The 15,602-nt window shown below is 44.0% G+C and carries 12 protein-coding genes, 1 tRNA gene and 3 pseudogenes; 13 read left to right on the forward strand and 3 right to left on the reverse strand.

Translation table 11 applies throughout. The features are described from left to right. Nucleotides 1–16: 16 nt before the first annotated feature. On the reverse strand, nucleotides 17–940 hold the full coding sequence (locus ICE88_RS04385; RefSeq protein ID WP_216249809.1) for a M23 family metallopeptidase: 924 nt from the start codon (nucleotides 938–940) through the stop codon (nucleotides 17–19). A 49-nt stretch (nucleotides 941–989) separates the two neighbouring features. On the opposite strand from ICE88_RS04385, the pseudogene mnmC reads away from it, so the two are divergent. Beyond that, nucleotides 990–1,976: pseudogene (mnmC, locus tag ICE88_RS08525) on the forward strand (FAD-dependent 5-carboxymethylaminomethyl-2-thiouridine(34) oxidoreductase MnmC); the annotation flags it as partial. A gap of 98 nt (nucleotides 1,977–2,074) precedes the next feature. Here mnmC and ICE88_RS04390 read toward each other — a convergent pair. Both ICE88_RS04390 and dprA read right to left on the reverse strand, forming a co-directional pair. Then, nucleotides 2,075–4,687 (reverse strand): DNA topoisomerase III, encoded by a 2,613-nt coding sequence (locus ICE88_RS04390; protein ID WP_216249810.1) that lies wholly within the window; start codon nucleotides 4,685–4,687, stop codon nucleotides 2,075–2,077. A gap of 130 nt (nucleotides 4,688–4,817) precedes the next feature. After that, nucleotides 4,818–5,483: a DNA-processing protein DprA gene (gene dprA / locus ICE88_RS04395; RefSeq protein WP_216249811.1), complete on the reverse strand. Its 666-nt coding sequence runs from the start codon at nucleotides 5,481–5,483 to the stop codon at nucleotides 4,818–4,820. A gap of 74 nt (nucleotides 5,484–5,557) precedes the next feature. Here dprA and def point away from each other — a divergent pair, with 74 nt between their 5' ends. The 12 genes and pseudogenes from def to ICE88_RS04450 all read left to right on the forward strand — a co-directional run bounded on the left by def (nucleotide 5,558) and on the right by ICE88_RS04450 (nucleotide 15,551). Next, nucleotides 5,558–6,067 carry a peptide deformylase gene (gene def / locus ICE88_RS04400; RefSeq protein WP_216249813.1) on the forward strand — a complete coding sequence of 170 codons (510 nt, stop codon included), beginning with the start codon at nucleotides 5,558–5,560 and terminating at the stop codon, nucleotides 6,065–6,067. After that, on the forward strand, nucleotides 6,067–7,038 hold the full coding sequence (fmt, locus tag ICE88_RS04405; RefSeq protein ID WP_216249816.1) for a methionyl-tRNA formyltransferase: 972 nt from the start codon (nucleotides 6,067–6,069) through the stop codon (nucleotides 7,036–7,038). The genes def and fmt overlap by 1 nt, the downstream gene beginning before the upstream one ends. A gap of 96 nt (nucleotides 7,039–7,134) precedes the next feature. Further along, nucleotides 7,135–7,995 (forward strand): zinc metalloprotease HtpX, encoded by an 861-nt coding sequence (htpX, locus tag ICE88_RS04410; RefSeq protein WP_216249819.1) that lies wholly within the window; start codon nucleotides 7,135–7,137, stop codon nucleotides 7,993–7,995. Between the two features lie 16 nt (nucleotides 7,996–8,011). Beyond that, nucleotides 8,012–9,286 (forward strand): 16S rRNA (cytosine(967)-C(5))-methyltransferase RsmB, encoded by a 1,275-nt coding sequence (rsmB, locus tag ICE88_RS04415; protein ID WP_370624450.1) that lies wholly within the window; start codon nucleotides 8,012–8,014, stop codon nucleotides 9,284–9,286. A 22-nt stretch (nucleotides 9,287–9,308) separates the two neighbouring features. Further along, nucleotides 9,309–9,899 (forward strand): DUF4390 domain-containing protein, encoded by a 591-nt coding sequence (locus ICE88_RS04420; protein WP_216249823.1) that lies wholly within the window; start codon nucleotides 9,309–9,311, stop codon nucleotides 9,897–9,899. Next, entirely contained in the window at nucleotides 9,896–12,139 is a 2,244-nt protein-coding gene (locus ICE88_RS04425) for an ATP-binding protein (RefSeq protein WP_216249826.1), read from the forward strand. The genes ICE88_RS04420 and ICE88_RS04425 overlap by 4 nt, the downstream gene beginning before the upstream one ends. 2 nt (nucleotides 12,140–12,141) lie before the next feature. Further along, nucleotides 12,142–12,496 (forward strand): annotated as a pseudogene (locus ICE88_RS08625) (response regulator); the annotation flags it as partial. Nucleotides 12,497–12,642: 146 nt separating this feature from the next. Beyond that, nucleotides 12,643–12,819 (forward strand): annotated as a pseudogene (locus ICE88_RS08630) (helix-turn-helix domain-containing protein); the annotation flags it as partial. Beyond that, nucleotides 12,794–13,618: a molybdate ABC transporter substrate-binding protein gene (gene modA, locus ICE88_RS04435; RefSeq protein ID WP_255535209.1), complete on the forward strand. Its 825-nt coding sequence runs from the start codon at nucleotides 12,794–12,796 to the stop codon at nucleotides 13,616–13,618. The pseudogene ICE88_RS08630 and the gene modA, both read left to right, overlap by 26 nt. Before the next feature lie 54 nt (nucleotides 13,619–13,672). Further along, a tRNA-Phe gene (locus ICE88_RS04440) sits at nucleotides 13,673–13,748 on the forward strand. Between the two features lie 132 nt (nucleotides 13,749–13,880). Further along, nucleotides 13,881–14,324: a MarR family winged helix-turn-helix transcriptional regulator gene (locus ICE88_RS04445; protein WP_216249831.1), complete on the forward strand. Its 444-nt coding sequence runs from the start codon at nucleotides 13,881–13,883 to the stop codon at nucleotides 14,322–14,324. Between the two features lie 9 nt (nucleotides 14,325–14,333). Next, nucleotides 14,334–15,551: an MFS transporter gene (locus ICE88_RS04450; RefSeq protein ID WP_216249833.1), complete on the forward strand. Its 1,218-nt coding sequence runs from the start codon at nucleotides 14,334–14,336 to the stop codon at nucleotides 15,549–15,551. Nucleotides 15,552–15,602: the final 51 nt, after the last annotated feature.

The following is a 15,602-nucleotide window of genomic DNA, read 5'->3' on the forward strand; positions in this document are numbered from 1 at the left end:
TTTTATTGGGGCTTAATTAGTTGGCGCGCTTTGGGAACATGTTTGCTGGATTGATGTGATTGCCAGCTCTCATGACTTCATAATGAAGATGTGGGCCTGTTGATCTTCCGGTGTTGCCAACCTTGGCAATCATGTCACCACGTTTAACTGTTTGACCTACTCTGACCAATAATTGGCTTGCGTGGGCGTAGCGTGTTTTAAAACCTTCAGCATGATTGATTTCAACCACATTGCCGTATTGAGAGTCCCAGCCTGATCGGCTAACAACGCCACCTGCAGAGGCAAGAATCGGCGTGCCGACAGGTGCAGAGAAGTCCAAGCCCTCATGCTTTGCCATGGTGTGCAAGAAAGGGTCTAGCCTTAAGCCAAAGCCACTGCTTAAGCTGTAGTTATCTTTAACAGGAATGCCTGTTGGCAAGCCATTCAACCAAGTGAGCTGCTTTTCCCATAAGGCATTGATTTCAGAAACGCTCTTTTTGAACTCCGTCATGTCTTGAAGCGAGCTATCAAGGGCGTCAATCAGGCGAACATCTTTTTTGACTTTCATTTCGGGAAGTTTGTGAGGACCGCCCTTGCCGTTACCGCCAGGAATCTGAGACTTGACCGCGCTTGGCGTGGCCATGTCCATGAATTTATCTTTTAGCTTTTGAATTTGAATAATTTCATCAGAGGTTGTTTGAAGCTTTTCTTGAATTGCTTGAAGACGCTCTTTGTAAGCTTGTTCTATTTGATCTTGTTCTGCCTGGGTTAAAACACCGCCCATCGCTCTGGCCAAATCAGGCCTGGCTTCAATCGCAATTCTTAAGCCGACAAAATGCAGAATACCGCCCGCCGCCACTAAAAGTGCTGCGAGAATACCAACCGCGATTGAAACGGTTCTTAAGGTAATCGATATTTTTCGTACCCGGCCTGTTGGACCAGAAACCCACATTAACTGCATAAATCTTGCTCATTTTGATCAGACATGCATTATAAAGGCTCCCATGAATATGCCAACTCCCCCTCAAGCCCATGAAGCAATTGTGATTGGCGGAGGTATTGCGGGCTCATCGATCATAAAATCATTAAAAAACAATGACTTAAATAATTTTTTAGTGATTGACTCAGGAAGCTCACCTGCTCAGGGCACCAGTGGGCATGATGGCGCGCTATGTCATCCTTATGTTGGGCGAGGAGCCTCAAGACTTCAACGTTTGAGCATGCTTGCCTTCAACGAAGCCAAGCAAACTTGGGCTAATTATTGGTCTGGTAAGGGTGTTTTACATCTGGCTAGAAATGCAGAAAACCATGATAAAAAACTAATGAGTGAGCGCCTACTATCCCAAGGATTCAATCATCAAAATGCTCAAGTAGTTTCTCCTGATGAAGCTAAGGTACTTTGTGGGGTGTCATTGGCGGGCACATTTTTCCCAGAAGGCGGCTGGGTGAACCTCAAGCAAATTTGCGAGGATCTGTTTTCTGAATTAACAGACCAGCAGGTCAGGATGTCATGCACAGTTACAAAAATTGCATATCGTGACAAACTTTGGGTTGTTTATGACGAAGAGCAAAAAATCATTGGGGTGACGCCTCGATTGTTTTTGGCGAGCGGTTTAGGAGTTAAATCATTGGCAGCATCAACACAGATTGATTTGCCTTTGAAGCCTGTTCGCGGACAACTATCAACCTTTGGCTACAAAAAAGAAAGCTCATGGGCTAGATGCCGACCAAGCGTGGCCATTTCTGGCAAGGCGTATTGTTTACCCCCGATTGAAATGAATGATGGCTCTTACCAATGGATGGTTGGATCAAGCTACGATGAGCACGAAGAAGATTTGAATGTATGGCAGAAAAGCCATCAAGAAAACTTAAGTCTCATTCAGGAAATGCTGGGCAAGGAATGTGACCTTGCAGAAATTGAACCATTGGATGCGTTTGTTGGGATACGTTGCGTGGCCAGCGATCGTCTACCAATCATGGGCCCTGTCAAAGGATATCCCGGTTTGTACATCTTGACTTCTTTGGGATCAAGAGGTGTGATGTGGTCAGCGCTCGCCCACCAGATGTTCACAGAACATCTGGCAGAAGAGATTCGTCAATCAGCTTTTTTGGACGCGCGTTTTTTTGCAGGTGCTCGTTTAGCTGGCTTAGGCTTATCAGAAGACTTGGTTTCTGCTTTGCTGCCTGCGCGTTTTTTAGCGGGCGCTTCAAATTCAAAACCGATTTTGCCATCCGCCTGACGTGCCAAATAGGCTTTAAAGCCTCGGCCAGTTCTGGACGATTTGAAATTGGTGAGTAAATCTGTTTTACCCTCATTCAAAAGTTTTGATACTTGCTCTTGAGAAATCTCTTGTTGCAAGACAACTTTGCCGGTAGAGAAATCACAGGATTTGTTCGGACCCACACTGCGTTCGCAGAGATATTTCATGCCATGCTCATAAACTGCGCCTGAGCACTTAGGGCAGGCGCCTAATGACGATTGACCAGTGAAGTCAACTTCTTCATTGTTGTCTTCATCGCTGTTACCAAAATCAAACTCAAGTTTGTAGCCAGCATTTGGATAGTCTTTGTCGTCTTCAGGAATAGAGACTAATTTAATGATCGCAGCAAATGGGCGCCCCATCTTGCTTCTAAAACCTTGGAGTGGGCCGATCTCTTTATTCTTAATGAACTCTTCGGCTTCGTGATATTCAAATGCGCGGCCACCAGGAATTTTGCTGATAGAGAAGCCACATTTTTCACAAGCAAAGCGACGGTAGTTTTCTTTGACTAAGCCGCCACAATGAGGACAAGGTGTTTTTAGATCTGCGTAATCACCAGGAATCGTATCGCTGTCATATTCTTTGGCACGCTTAACAATTCGCTGAGTGATTTGTGCAATTTCTTGCATGAAGGTATTGCGATCAATTTGACCTTTTTCCATCAACGCAAGTTTGTGTTCCCAGTTGCCCGTCAATTCTGGATGGGTTAATTCTTCAACGCCCAGACCTCGCAACAAAGTCATTAACTGAAAAGCTTTGGCGGTTGGAATAATTTCTCTTGCTTCACGAACCATGTATTTTTCAAATAACAAACCTTCAATGATCGCTGCCCTAGTGGCGGGGGTACCCAAGCCTTTTTCAGACATGGCTTCACGGAAGTCTTCGTCATCAATGAGTTTGCCCGCACCTTCCATGGCAGATAAAAGCGTTGCCTCGGTGTACCGTGCTGGAGGTTTTGTTTTTAATGGATTTGGCGTGACGGACTCAGTTTGAACCTTTTCATTCTCGCCGACCACAACAAGCTCTTTGTCGTCTTGTGACGACTTTCCATAAACTGCTAGCCAACCTGGATTGATCAAAATCTTGCCATCTGTTTTAAATAGATGACCACTTACTTCAGTAATGCGAGTGGTGACTTTGAATTCGGCAGATGGGAAAAAGATTGCCATGAAACGACGAACCACCAAGTCATAAAGTTTTTGCTCTGGCTCAGAAAGATTTTTTGGAGCCTGAAGAGTTGGGATGATCGCAAAGTGATCAGAAATTTTGCTGTTATCAAAAATCTTCTTATTAGGCTTGACCCAAGAGTTATTCAAGATTTGTGAGGCATGCGGATAGTAGTTATCAGAACTCTCGGCCAGCATTTCTAAAGTGCTGGTGACAGTAGGTAGATAGTCTTCTGGTAGGGCGCGCGAATCAGTTCTTGGGTAAGTAAGAACTTTGTGTCTTTCATACAAAGCTTGAGCTAAGCCCAAGGTATTTTTTGCTGAGAAACCAAACCTAGCGTTCGCCTCACGTTGCAAACTGGTTAAGTCAAAAAGCTGCGGAGCTGCCTGAGAACTTGGCTTTGATTCTTCGCGGACCTTGCCAGTTTTATCGTGACAAGCGGCAACAATACTTGCAGCTGCTGCCTCGCTCCACAAGCGACTGTCTTTTTTCTCTGGATCTGCGTTCGCGTCTTTAGAGTCTTTTTTAAACTTAGGGTCAAACCATCTGCCCTGATAAATACCTGCTGCACAAATGAATTCAGCAGTGACTTCCCAGTAATCTCGAGAGATAAATTTTCTGATCAGCTCTTCTCTTTCAACCACGATCGAGAGCGTTGGCGTTTGCACACGCCCTACGGTGGTTAAGAAAAAGCCACCGCTTTTACTATTAAAGGCGGTCATGGCACGCGTGCCATTGATACCAATCAACCAATCAGACTCTGAGCGACAGCGTGCTGCATTGGCAAGGTTGAGCAGTTCTTCATCGCTGCGCAATTTACTAAAACCATCCTTAATGGCTTGAGGCGTCATGGACTGTAGCCATAAGCGCTCAACTTTTTGAGTGGCTTTGGTGTGCTGTGCGATCAAGCGGAAAATAAGTTCACCCTCTCGACCCGCGTCACAAGCATTGATCAAACGGTTGATATCTTTGCGTTTGATCAGTTTTTGTAAAACTTTTAACCGGGCTTCTGTTTTAGCAATCGGACGAAGATCAAAGTGTGGTGGAATCACTGGTAAGTTAGCAAATGACCATTTGCCTCGTTTAACTTCATACGCATCAGGAGCGGCTATTTCAAGCAGGTGTCCAACGGCAGATGAAACAACAAACTGATCACTTTCAAAGTAATCCTCATGTTTTGTGAATCCGCCCAGTGCGCGCGCGATATCCGCTGCAACCGATGGTTTTTCAGCAATGATTAAGGCCTTAAAAGGTCCAGTTTGAGCAGTTGTTTTTGCCACGTGACAGCTTCCCCAATGGGTCTAATTAAATGAATTTCCTTTTTTCATTATTAACCGATAAATGGAAAAGAAGGAAATAATTAAGAAAACCCATATCCCTAACCAGCCATTAGTCCTTGATTAATATGGATTATTTTTCAAAAAACCTTAATTCTTCAAATATATCCCCAGGCCGCACCACTAGCTTTGCACCTTCCTTAATGAGCTGGTGACACCCCAATGATTGGGGTTGGTGAATGGAGTTGGGGATGGCAAACACCTCGCGCCCCAAATCATTGGCGTATTTTGCAGTTGTCAAAGAGCCTGAGCGAATAGCTGCCTCAACCACCAATATCCCTAAAGAGAGTGCGGCAATCAGCCGGTTTCTTTGTCTAAAGAAGTATGGTTTGGTGACCGAGCCAGATGGATATTCTGAAATCAGTAAGCCTTGACGAGCAATAGTTTGGAATAGGGATTGATTTTTGCTGGGGTAGCAGCGATCTAAGCTTGTCCCACAAACGGCTATGGTCGATAGAAGCGGCCTAGCCTGTAGAGCCCCTAAGTGGGCCGCTGAGTCGATACCCTCGGCCAGCCCAGAAACGACCAATAAGCCATGGTCAACCACAGCGTTCGCAAAATAAGAGGCAGTTTTCAAGCCTTCATTGGATGCTTGACGAGACCCAACAATGCCAAGACCTGGGATTTTCAGCGCTTCAAGATTACCTAGGCAGTAAATTTCTTGAGGGGCATCAGGCAAATCCAGCAATCTGCTTGGATAATAGGGGTGTGATTGTTTAACGGTGATAATTGAGCTCATAGACAAGCAGTCTATGAATTAAGATTGATTGAACTGTCAGAGAACCCTGAACTTATTTGTAAGAAATTTCTGAAATGGCTGCATTACCTATTCTTTGTTACCCAGACCCTCGCTTACACACGGTTGCAAAACCAGTTGTGGCTGTGAACGATGCTGTTCGTCAATTGGTGGCCGACATGGCGCAAACCATGTACGAAGCCCCTGGTATTGGATTGGCTGCTACCCAAGTAAATGTTCATCAACAAGTGATCGTGATTGATCTATCTGATGAAAGAGATCAGCTACAAGTCTTCATCAATCCAGAAATTATTTGGAGCAGTGAAGAAAAGAAAGTTTGGCAAGAAGGATGTTTGTCGGTGCCAGATTTTTTTGATGAGGTTTTGCGTCCCTCTGAAGTAAAAGTTCGTGCATTAAATTTAGAGGGAAAGTCATTTGAGATACATGCTGATGGATTATTGGCAGTTTGTATCCAACACGAAATGGATCACCTCAAAGGCAAAGTGTTTGTTGAGTACTTGTCATCATTAAAGCGCATGAGAATAGCCGGCAAACTGAAAAAGAAAACAAAAGCAGGCGCCCTCTGATGTTGAAGGTTGTATTTGCAGGAACCCCTGAATTTGCCAGAGTTGCCCTAGAGGCAATCGTTCATGCAGGTCATGAAGTGGTGATGGTCATGACTCAGCCTGACAGGCCTGCAGGCCGAGGGATGCAATTGCACGCCAGCCCAGTCAAGCAATTTGCGTTAGAAAAAAATATTCCAGTCATGCAGCCCACGTCACTTAAAGTAACAGGTCCTTATGGCGATGAAGCTCGAGAGGCTTTGAGTGTTTTACAAAGCTTAGATTTTGATGTGATGATCGTGGCTGCTTATGGTTTGATTCTGCCCCAAGAGGTTTTTGATATTGCAGAGCAGGCTGGCCGAGCTGGATGCTTGAATATTCATGCTTCTTTATTGCCGCGCTGGCGAGGAGCCGCCCCGATTCACAGAGCCATTGAAGCCGGAGATCTTGAGACCGGAATTGCGATCATGCAAATGGATTTAGGTTTGGATACTGGTGCCGTGATTGCGATGAACAAAATGCCGATTGCGGCCAACGAAACAACAGCAACACTTCATGACGCATTGGCAAAGATGGGCGCTTTGATGATTGTGGAAACCTTGAACCGATTTGCACAAGAGCGAATTTTGAAGTCTGAACCTCAGGTACTTGAAGGCATCACATATGCTCACAAGATCATGAAGGATGAGGCAAAGATTGATTGGCAGAAAGATGCCAAGGCAATAGATTTAAAAATAAGAGCATTCAATCCTTTTCCGGGAGCGACGTTGCTTGATGGAACATCGATCATCAAAATTTGGAATAGCTCCTTGATCAATGATCAATTGCAGGGTGAGCCAGGAAAGATCATGAACATCACTCAAGAGGGTGTGGAGTTGGCCTGTGGAAAGGGCAGCGTTTTATTGACTGAATTACAAAGAGCTGGCGGCAAGAAAATGTCAGCGTCACAGCTTGCTCAAACCTTGGGCTGGAAGCCCGGCCAAGTGCTGAATTAACAACCCCAAGCGATAATCAACAATTAAGACGGGGTATGCTAGAGATGAGTATTAATTTTAGAATTTCTAAATCTGTTTTCAAGAAGGATTTTAAAGATGTTTAATTGGTTCAAGACAGCCGTATTAATGGCCGGCATCACGGGTTTGTTTATCGTGGTGGGCGGAATGATTGGCGGCGAGCAGGGGATGTTGATGGCCTTGCTTTTGGCCTTTGGCATGAACTTCTTTAGCTATTGGTTTTCAGACAAAATGGTCTTGAAGATGATGAATGCCAAAGAGGTGGATGAAGTGACTGCACCTCATTTTTATCGAATGGTGCGTGAGCTTGCGCAAAAAGCTGAGTTACCAATGCCAAAGGTTTATTTAATTGAAGAAGACTCTCCAAATGCTTTCGCCACAGGTCGCAATCCGCAAAATTCTGCAGTTGCTGCGACCACGGGTATCTTGAGAGTTTTATCTGAAAGAGAAATTCGTGGAGTCATGGCCCATGAGTTGGCACACGTCAAACATCGTGATATTTTGATTTCAACCATTTCAGCCACAATGGCAGGCGCCTTGTCTGCGCTTGCAAACTTTGCCATGTTCTTTGGCGGCAGAAACTCTGATGGTCGTCCAAGCAATCCGATGGCGAGTATTTTGGTAGCAATCTTGGCGCCGTTAGCGGCGAGCTTGATTCAAATGGCGATCTCTCGTGCTCGTGAATATGAAGCTGATCGAGGTGGCGCAGAAATTTGTAATGACCCAGAGGCGCTGGCCATGGCATTGGACAAGATTCACCAAGTTGCCAGTGGCAGACATTTTGATGCGGTTGAAAGACACCCAGAAACTGCACAAATGATGATCATGAGCCCTCTATCTGGTGGTGGTCTAGCGGGTTTGTTTTCAACTCATCCGCCAACCGAAGAGCGCGTTGCTCGTTTGATGCAAATGGCAAGAACTGGAACATATCCTGGCTGATATCAAACAACAAGGCATCAGTCTTTCAAAAGCACTTTTTGCATCTGCCAAGGTATTGCAGGATGTTCAAAACGGGACCTCGCTGACCCTTGCTCTGCAGAGCACACCCCAAGATTTAAGGCCTGCTGTACAGAGCATTGCTTTTCAGGCCCTGAGAAGAGGTTTTTGGGCTCAGGAGGTTTTGAATCAATATGTTCAAAAAACTCCACCGGGCCTAACCCTTTATTTGCTTTGGGCTGCGATTGCTTTGTTGCCAGAAAAAAATGGCGAGCCCATGTATGCCACACATACTTTGGTGAATGAGGCGGTAAATGCAAGTAGCTTGGATAGCAATCTTGGCTTTGCCAGAGGCTTGATCAATGCTGTATTGCGCAGAGCTCTTAGAAATGAAAAGCTTTATCAAGAAATTCCGGAAGAACAGCACCCTTCTTATCCAGAATGGTGGACAAGAAAATTAAAGTACTCTTACCCAGAGCAGCATTTGAATATGTTGGCCGCATCTAAAGAAAAGCCACCATTAACCCTGCGTTTAAATCATAGATATCTGAAAGATGAAGCAGGCGTTCAAAAATATTTAGATGATTTAAGCAAGGCTGATATTGAGTATCAATTGATCAATACAGTTGCTGGGCAAAAGTTATCAGGCGCGATCGAACTAAAAAACCCAATGCCAGTTGCACAGATTCCGGGCTTCTTTGATGGCTCTTGTTCGGTTCAGGATGCGGGTGCACAGGTGGCGGCAGAATTGCTAAAACTCGAACCGGGACAAAGGGTACTTGATGCATGTGCTGCACCTGGTGGTAAGGCCGCACACTTTTTAGAAAAATACGATGTTCACCTAGATGCCCTAGAGATAGATGCATCAAGAGCCAAAAGAATTGAAGAAAATTTCAAACGATTAAAACTGACAGGTGGACACATCATCATTGGTGATGCCTCAAATCCAAAAGAATGGTTCGGCGGCGAGTTGTACGATGCGATCATTGCAGACGTGCCATGTTCTGCTTCGGGCATTGTGAGGCGGCATCCCGACATCACTTATTTGCGCCAAGAGGGCGACATCAAGAATCTGCAGGTGGCACAACGAAAAATACTCACAGCCCTTTGGGGCTTGTTAAAGCCAGGCGGTAAGTTACTATATGTCACTTGCTCAGTATTTCCAGATGAAGGAGAGCTGCAAGCTAAGTGGTGGCTGAATGCCATGCCAGATGCAGTCAGATTGAAGGCCCCTGGACAGCTTTTGCCATCAAAGCAGCACGATGGATTTTTTTATGCGCTTTTTGAAAAATGAAAGCTTCAGATTAACAATAAGCATGCGCCAACTATTCAATTGGATTGCTAAGATTTTCTTGCTGATCGCAACGGTCAGCTTTGCGCACGCCAATGACATTACCTTAAGCAATGTTAGGCTGACCCCCCTTGAAAAATCATGGGCTTTGAACGCTGATGTTCAATTAGAACTCAGCCCCGCTCTTGAGCAACTCGTTAACAAAGGAGTGACGCTTCACTTTGTCACTGAGTTTCAGTTAAGTAAAAAAAGATGGTATTGGTTGGACAACAAAATTGTGGATGTCCAACGAGTATCAAAAATATCTTATCAAGCATTAACGAATCAATACCGGGTGACCCTAGGTACCTTCAGCTTGACTGCTGCGACATTAAAGCAAGCATTAGCGGCCGTTAAAACGATTGAAGATTGGATGGTTCTTGATGCAACTGCCATTGAATCAAAACAGACCTATCAAGCGGCTCTTCGGATACGCTTGGACACCAATCAATTAGCAAAGCCATTTCAGGTCAATGCGATCAATTCAAAATCTTGGAATTTACAAAGTGATTGGCATCGTTTTGACTTCGCGCCAATCGCACAGCCAGCTTCGCAAGCCCCAGGAGCACAGCCATGATGAGATTGTTGGCTAAGCCATTTTTGATTGGGCTTGTAGTATTTTTAGCGCTTATTTTATTGTTGTTATTGGCCTTTGCTTCGGCCAACACATCATTTTTTGATGAATATTTTGCTTTACTGTTCGTGGCCAATGTATTGATTGGCACCCTGTTTTTACTGGTGATCATTGCCTTAGTTTTTAACTTGGCCATGCGCTTGCGCCAAAAGTATTTTGGCTCAAGATTGATTGCAAAGTTAGCGATGTTCTTTGCTTTGGTGGGTGTTTTGCCAGGAGCTATTCTTTACGGCGTTTCTTTGCAGTTTGTGTCGCGCAGTATTGAATCATGGTTTGACGTCAAGGTTGAGCGCGCTCTTGAGGCGGGCTTACAGCTTGGTAGAACATCGATTGAGATTTCTCGCACAGAGTTGTTGAGCAAGGGCCGCGAGATTGCTAGCCAGATTCAAGCGACTTCACGCGCCTCAGGTGAAGGTGCTTTAACCTTGTTGTTATCAAGGCAGCGGGATCAAAACAGCCTTGAAGAAATCACTTTGTTTGGCTTGGGCTCGAAGGTTGTTGCCAGCGCAAGCCTTGGATTAAGTTCCGCTGTCTCGGAGATGTCTCAAGCGGATAAATTGCAACAAGCAAAATCAGTGGGATATTTCACGCAGATAGATGAGCCGAATCCAGATCTGTCTAAAAAGACTTATACGATCAAATTATTAATTCCAATTGATGGTCTTTCTGGGGGTGGTTTGGGTGGATTTAATTTGCGCTCTCAGTCAGAAGACAGGTATTTGCTACTGGTTAAAAATATGCCAGAGAGTCTCAGCAATAACGCTTTGGCTGTTCAAAGTGCTTATATTGAGTATCAAGAGAAAGCGCTTGGTCGTTCCGGTTTGCGAAAGATGTATATCGGTACCCTGACCATCACTTTATTTTTAGCCCTATTCATCGCAATGGCCTTAGCCTTGTTACTGGGTCGTCAGTTGGCCACCCCTTTGATCATGCTGCTCAAGGGAACCAAGGCAGTTGCAGAGGGCGACCTCTCGCCCAGACCAGAATTGAACACCGGCGATGAACTTGGTTTGTTAACCAAGCAATTCAATGTAATGACCAGACAGCTCTTAGAAGCTAGAAACTTATTAGAAGATTCAAAAACATTTTCTGAAAGTGTTTTATCTAACTTAACTGCGGGTGTTTGTGTTCTAGATAAAGAATTTAAGTTGGTGGTTTCTAATGCGGGCGCTTCCCGAATTTTTGGAACTCCATTAGATGAGTTTATCGGGAAGAGTTTGGGGGGCATCCCGCGCTTGCAAGAGTTTGAGGCCGCCATCAAAGATGCGTTCAGTGCTCATGAAGTCTCCAGCAATGGCCAAAGTGATCACTGGCAAAAACAAATTATTTTGGATGCATCAAGTCATATAGATTCACAGCATGATCATGGCATTACCTTATTGGTGCGTGGCACACATTTACCAAGCGGTCTGTTCATTGTGGTGTTTGATGATATTTCAGAAGTGATTACCGCCCAGCGATCGATTGCTTGGGGTGATGTGGCGCGACGCTTGGCTCATGAAATCAAAAATCCTTTAACGCCAATTCAATTGTCTGCTGAGAGAATTCAACTGAAGTTAAAAGAGCATTTAGATCCTCAGCAGCAAGAATTCCTTGAGCGCAGCACAACCACGATCATCACTCAAGTTGAGGCCATGAAACAAATGGTGAACGACTTTAGAGATTTTGCCAAAACTCCAGATGCGCAGTTACAAGAGTTATCAATCAATGAATTGGTGCTTGATGTCTTGGGCTTATATGGCGGCACTCCGGTTCGCGCCGATCTTGATCAAGCGTGTCCACTGATCTTGGCTGATGCGACGCAAATTCGTCAGGTGATTCATAACCTGATTCAAAATGGTTTAGATGCCAGCGTTGAGGCCAACAAAGGCGAATTTTCAATTTTGGTGAAAACAGAGTTCTTGCCTTACCCAGATTCAAATGATGTTGATAAAGTTGGCAAGGGCATTGTTAAGTTGAGTATTTTGGATGCGGGCACAGGTTTTGCCCCAAGAATTTTAAGTCGTGCCTTTGAGCCTTATGTAACAACTAAAGCAAAGGGAACCGGCTTAGGCCTTGCTACCGTGAAGAAAATTGTGGATGAGCATGGCGCAAGAATTGAATTACGCAATCGCATGGCAGACAATCAGCTCATTGGTGCTGAGGTGTCTATTTATTTCAATCAACTGGTAAAGCAAAGTTAGTTATGGCAAGTATCTTAGTTGTTGACGACGAGATGGGCATCAGAGAGCTCCTCAATGAGATCCTTACGGATGAGGGGCACTCAGTGGTGTCTGCGCAGAATGCAGATGAGGCCAGAAAGGCCCGAGAAAATCTTGAGCCTGATTTGGTTCTCTTAGACATTTGGATGCCTGATGTTGATGGCGTGACTCTTTTAAAAGAATGGTCTAACAATGGTCAGCTGACGATGCCGGTGGTGATGATGTCAGGACACGCCACCATTGATACGGCCGTGGAAGCCACCAGAATTGGTGCAGTGAACTTTTTAGAGAAACCAATTGCTTTACAGAAGTTATTAAAAACAGTTGAGCAAGCTTTAGAAAAAGCGCCACCCAAAGAGCTATTTTCTGTTGAAACTAAAACGGACATCAAGGCCGATGGATCTATACAAATAAGCAGCAAGATTGAGGAATTCATTGTTGAAGAAGCTGAAAGCAATCAAGCTGAATTCAATTTAAGTTACATCGATCTGCCATTAAGAGAAGCCAGGGATTTATTTGAAAAAGCTTATTTTGAATACCATCTCAATCAAGCCTCAGGCAGCATGACACGCGTTGCTGAAAAGACGGGTCTGGAGAGAACGCACCTTTACCGAAAACTTAAGGCCCTTGGCATTGATGTTGGTAATTACAAAGGTGACTAGCTGGTCTTTTGCTAAGTTACGCGTGACCATGAAGCTTAAAAGATTTTTTCTATCAAAGACTCTGTTATCAGTAGTAACAGTTTTCTTTGCCACATTGGTAAATGCTCAACAGGCAACGGTGGTGGTTGCTGCAAATATGAAGCCAGCCATGGAAGAGATTTACCGGCAATACAAAATGGCGGGTGGCCAAGATCTCAGAATCATTTATGGCTCATCCGGTAATTTTGCTCGTCAGATACAACAGGGCGCACCGTTTAATTTATTTGTGTCTGCTGACGAGAGCTTTCCAATAGCTTTGCATCACCAGGGTTTAACAGTGGATGAGGGAAAGGTTTATGCGATTGGCCGATTGGCTTTGATTGCTCATAAATCAAGAAAAATCAAGTTGAGCCTCAATCCAGTTGAGTTGAAGAAAATCATTGAGGATACAAATAAGATTGCGATTGCAAAGCCTGATACAGCCCCCTATGGAAAGGCAGCGACTGATTTTTTGAATGCTCTAGGTTTATATGAGTCAGCAAAGAATAAGATTGTTTTTGGCGAAAACATTTCATCGGCAACCATGTTTGTGACTTCTGGTTCGGCAGGCATCGGATTAACAGCCTATTCTTTGGCCAAATCTAAAGAGGTGCTGCAATTAGCAGATCATCTTTTAATTCCTAATAACTTTCATGAGCCAATCAAGCAGAGAATGGTGTTATTGAAGAACCCGCCCAGGTCGGTTGTGGATTTTTATGCCTATCTGCAAAGCCCCAAAGCCAAGGATGTTTTTAGGCTCCATGGGTACTCAAGCCTTTAGTTGGGGTGGGCAGTTTGGGGTAAAAAGCCTTTTATAGTACAATTCTCGATTCTTGGCCTGGTAGCTCAGTCGGTAGAGCAGAGGATTGAAAATCCTTGTGTCGGTGGTTCGATTCCGCCCCGGGCCACCAAGATTCAATAAACCACCCTCGGGTGGTTTTTTCGTTTTTGGGAATTGGCAGCCCTTATCCTCAGATATCTTCCGCAAGAAATGTCTTTTAAAGGGACAAATTAGTTATTCATCCTTGTGCTAATATGTGTATATGCACTTAAATAATCAAACTCTTACAGATCCATGCGTCTGTATTTCAACTAGAAAAGCCGCTAATGCCCTAACCAATTTATATGATGAGGCATTGGCAAAATCTGGGATTAAAGTGACCCAGTATTCTTTATTAAAAAAGATATATGGCGCTTCCGAAATCACTATTAATGAGCTTTCTAAGCTAACTAAATTAAATCGTACAACGTTGACAAGAAATCTAGCAATCTTGGAAAGCGGCGAACTTATTGAACTCATTAGCGATCCCGAGGATCTGCGTAGAAGCGTTGTGAGACTTACTAAGGGTGGTGAGAGGGCTTTAAAAAAAGCTCAGACCTCTTGGGAAGATGTTCAAAAGAAAGCAAAAAAAGTGTTGGGTAAAGACCTTGAGTTTTATATTGAGCTCAATAAAAAACTAAGTGAGTTATCTCAATCAATTGGTTAAGGAAACAGCATGAACACACAAACCATCAAGAACTATAAATATATTATTTTTTGTGGCGGTGTCATTCTGACATTATCGTTGGGTATTAGGCATTCATTTGGCATGTTCATGATGCCCATGATTTCTGATTTTCATTGGGGTAGAGAAGTATTTGGTTTTGGTATAGCGCTACAAAATTTAATGTGGGGTCTTGCACAACCAATTACAGGTCGCATTGCTGATAAGTATGGCGCCGGTAAAGTGATTCTCGCAGGCGGAGCGCTTTATGCGATAGGGTTGCTTTTAATGGCACTGACCACCAGCACAACAGAGTTCACGATTTCCGCAGGCCTGCTCATTGGCCTGGGCTTATCAGGAACTACATTTCCAATTGTTTTTGGTGTGGTTAGCAGGTCTGTATCTCCAGAAAAAAGAAGTATGGCCATGGGTGTATGTATGTCTTTAGGCTCATTGGGGCAATTTGTTTTGCTACCGGGATCGGTTGGGTTAATTGATGGATTGGGCTGGTCTGGCGCCTTGATAGCGATGGCCTTCTTATCCTTATTGATCTTTCCATTGGCGGTTCCTTTGATGGAAAAAAAGAATGCAACTGAAACTAAAGCTCCTGAGCCAGAAATGAAACTCAAAGAAATACTAAGTGAGGCATTTTATTCAAAAGCATTTTGGATGTTGTGCGGCGGCTTTTTTGTGTGCGGTTTTCATATTGTGTTTATTGCTGTTCATTTACCAATTTATTTGGTTGACAGTGGTTTAACAGCCTTAGATGGATCAATTGTTTTGGGTTTGATAGGGCTTGGAAATATTTTAGGATCATATTACGCAGGCTTGTGGGGTGGAAAGTATCCAAAAGCTAAATTACTGAGCGCACTTTATTTTGGAAGAGCGCTATTGTTTTTGTTATTTATTATGCTTCCTATGAGCCAAATAACTGCTTATGTTTTTGGTTTCATCATGGGGTTCTTGTGGTTGAGTACAGTTCCTCTAACCAATGGCGCAATTGCTACTATTTTTGGAGTGAAGAACCTTTCAATGTTGGGCGGCTTTGTTTTTTTAGCTCATCAAGTTGGCGCATTTTTAGGCGGATGGCTTGGCGGCAAAATGTACGATCTTGTAGGGTCATATGATTCCGTATGGATTATTTCAATAGGCTTAGGAATAATGGCCGCATTAATTAACTTACCAATCAAAGAAGTTCCGATTGATAGGACCGCACATGCAACGGCTTAAGGACAATTTAAAAATTCAAAAAGCCCTAATGTATGGGTTTGGAATTGTTAT

The organism is Polynucleobacter sp. AM-26B4 (assembly GCF_018882285.1).
GTDB lineage: Bacteria > Pseudomonadota > Gammaproteobacteria > Burkholderiales > Burkholderiaceae > Polynucleobacter.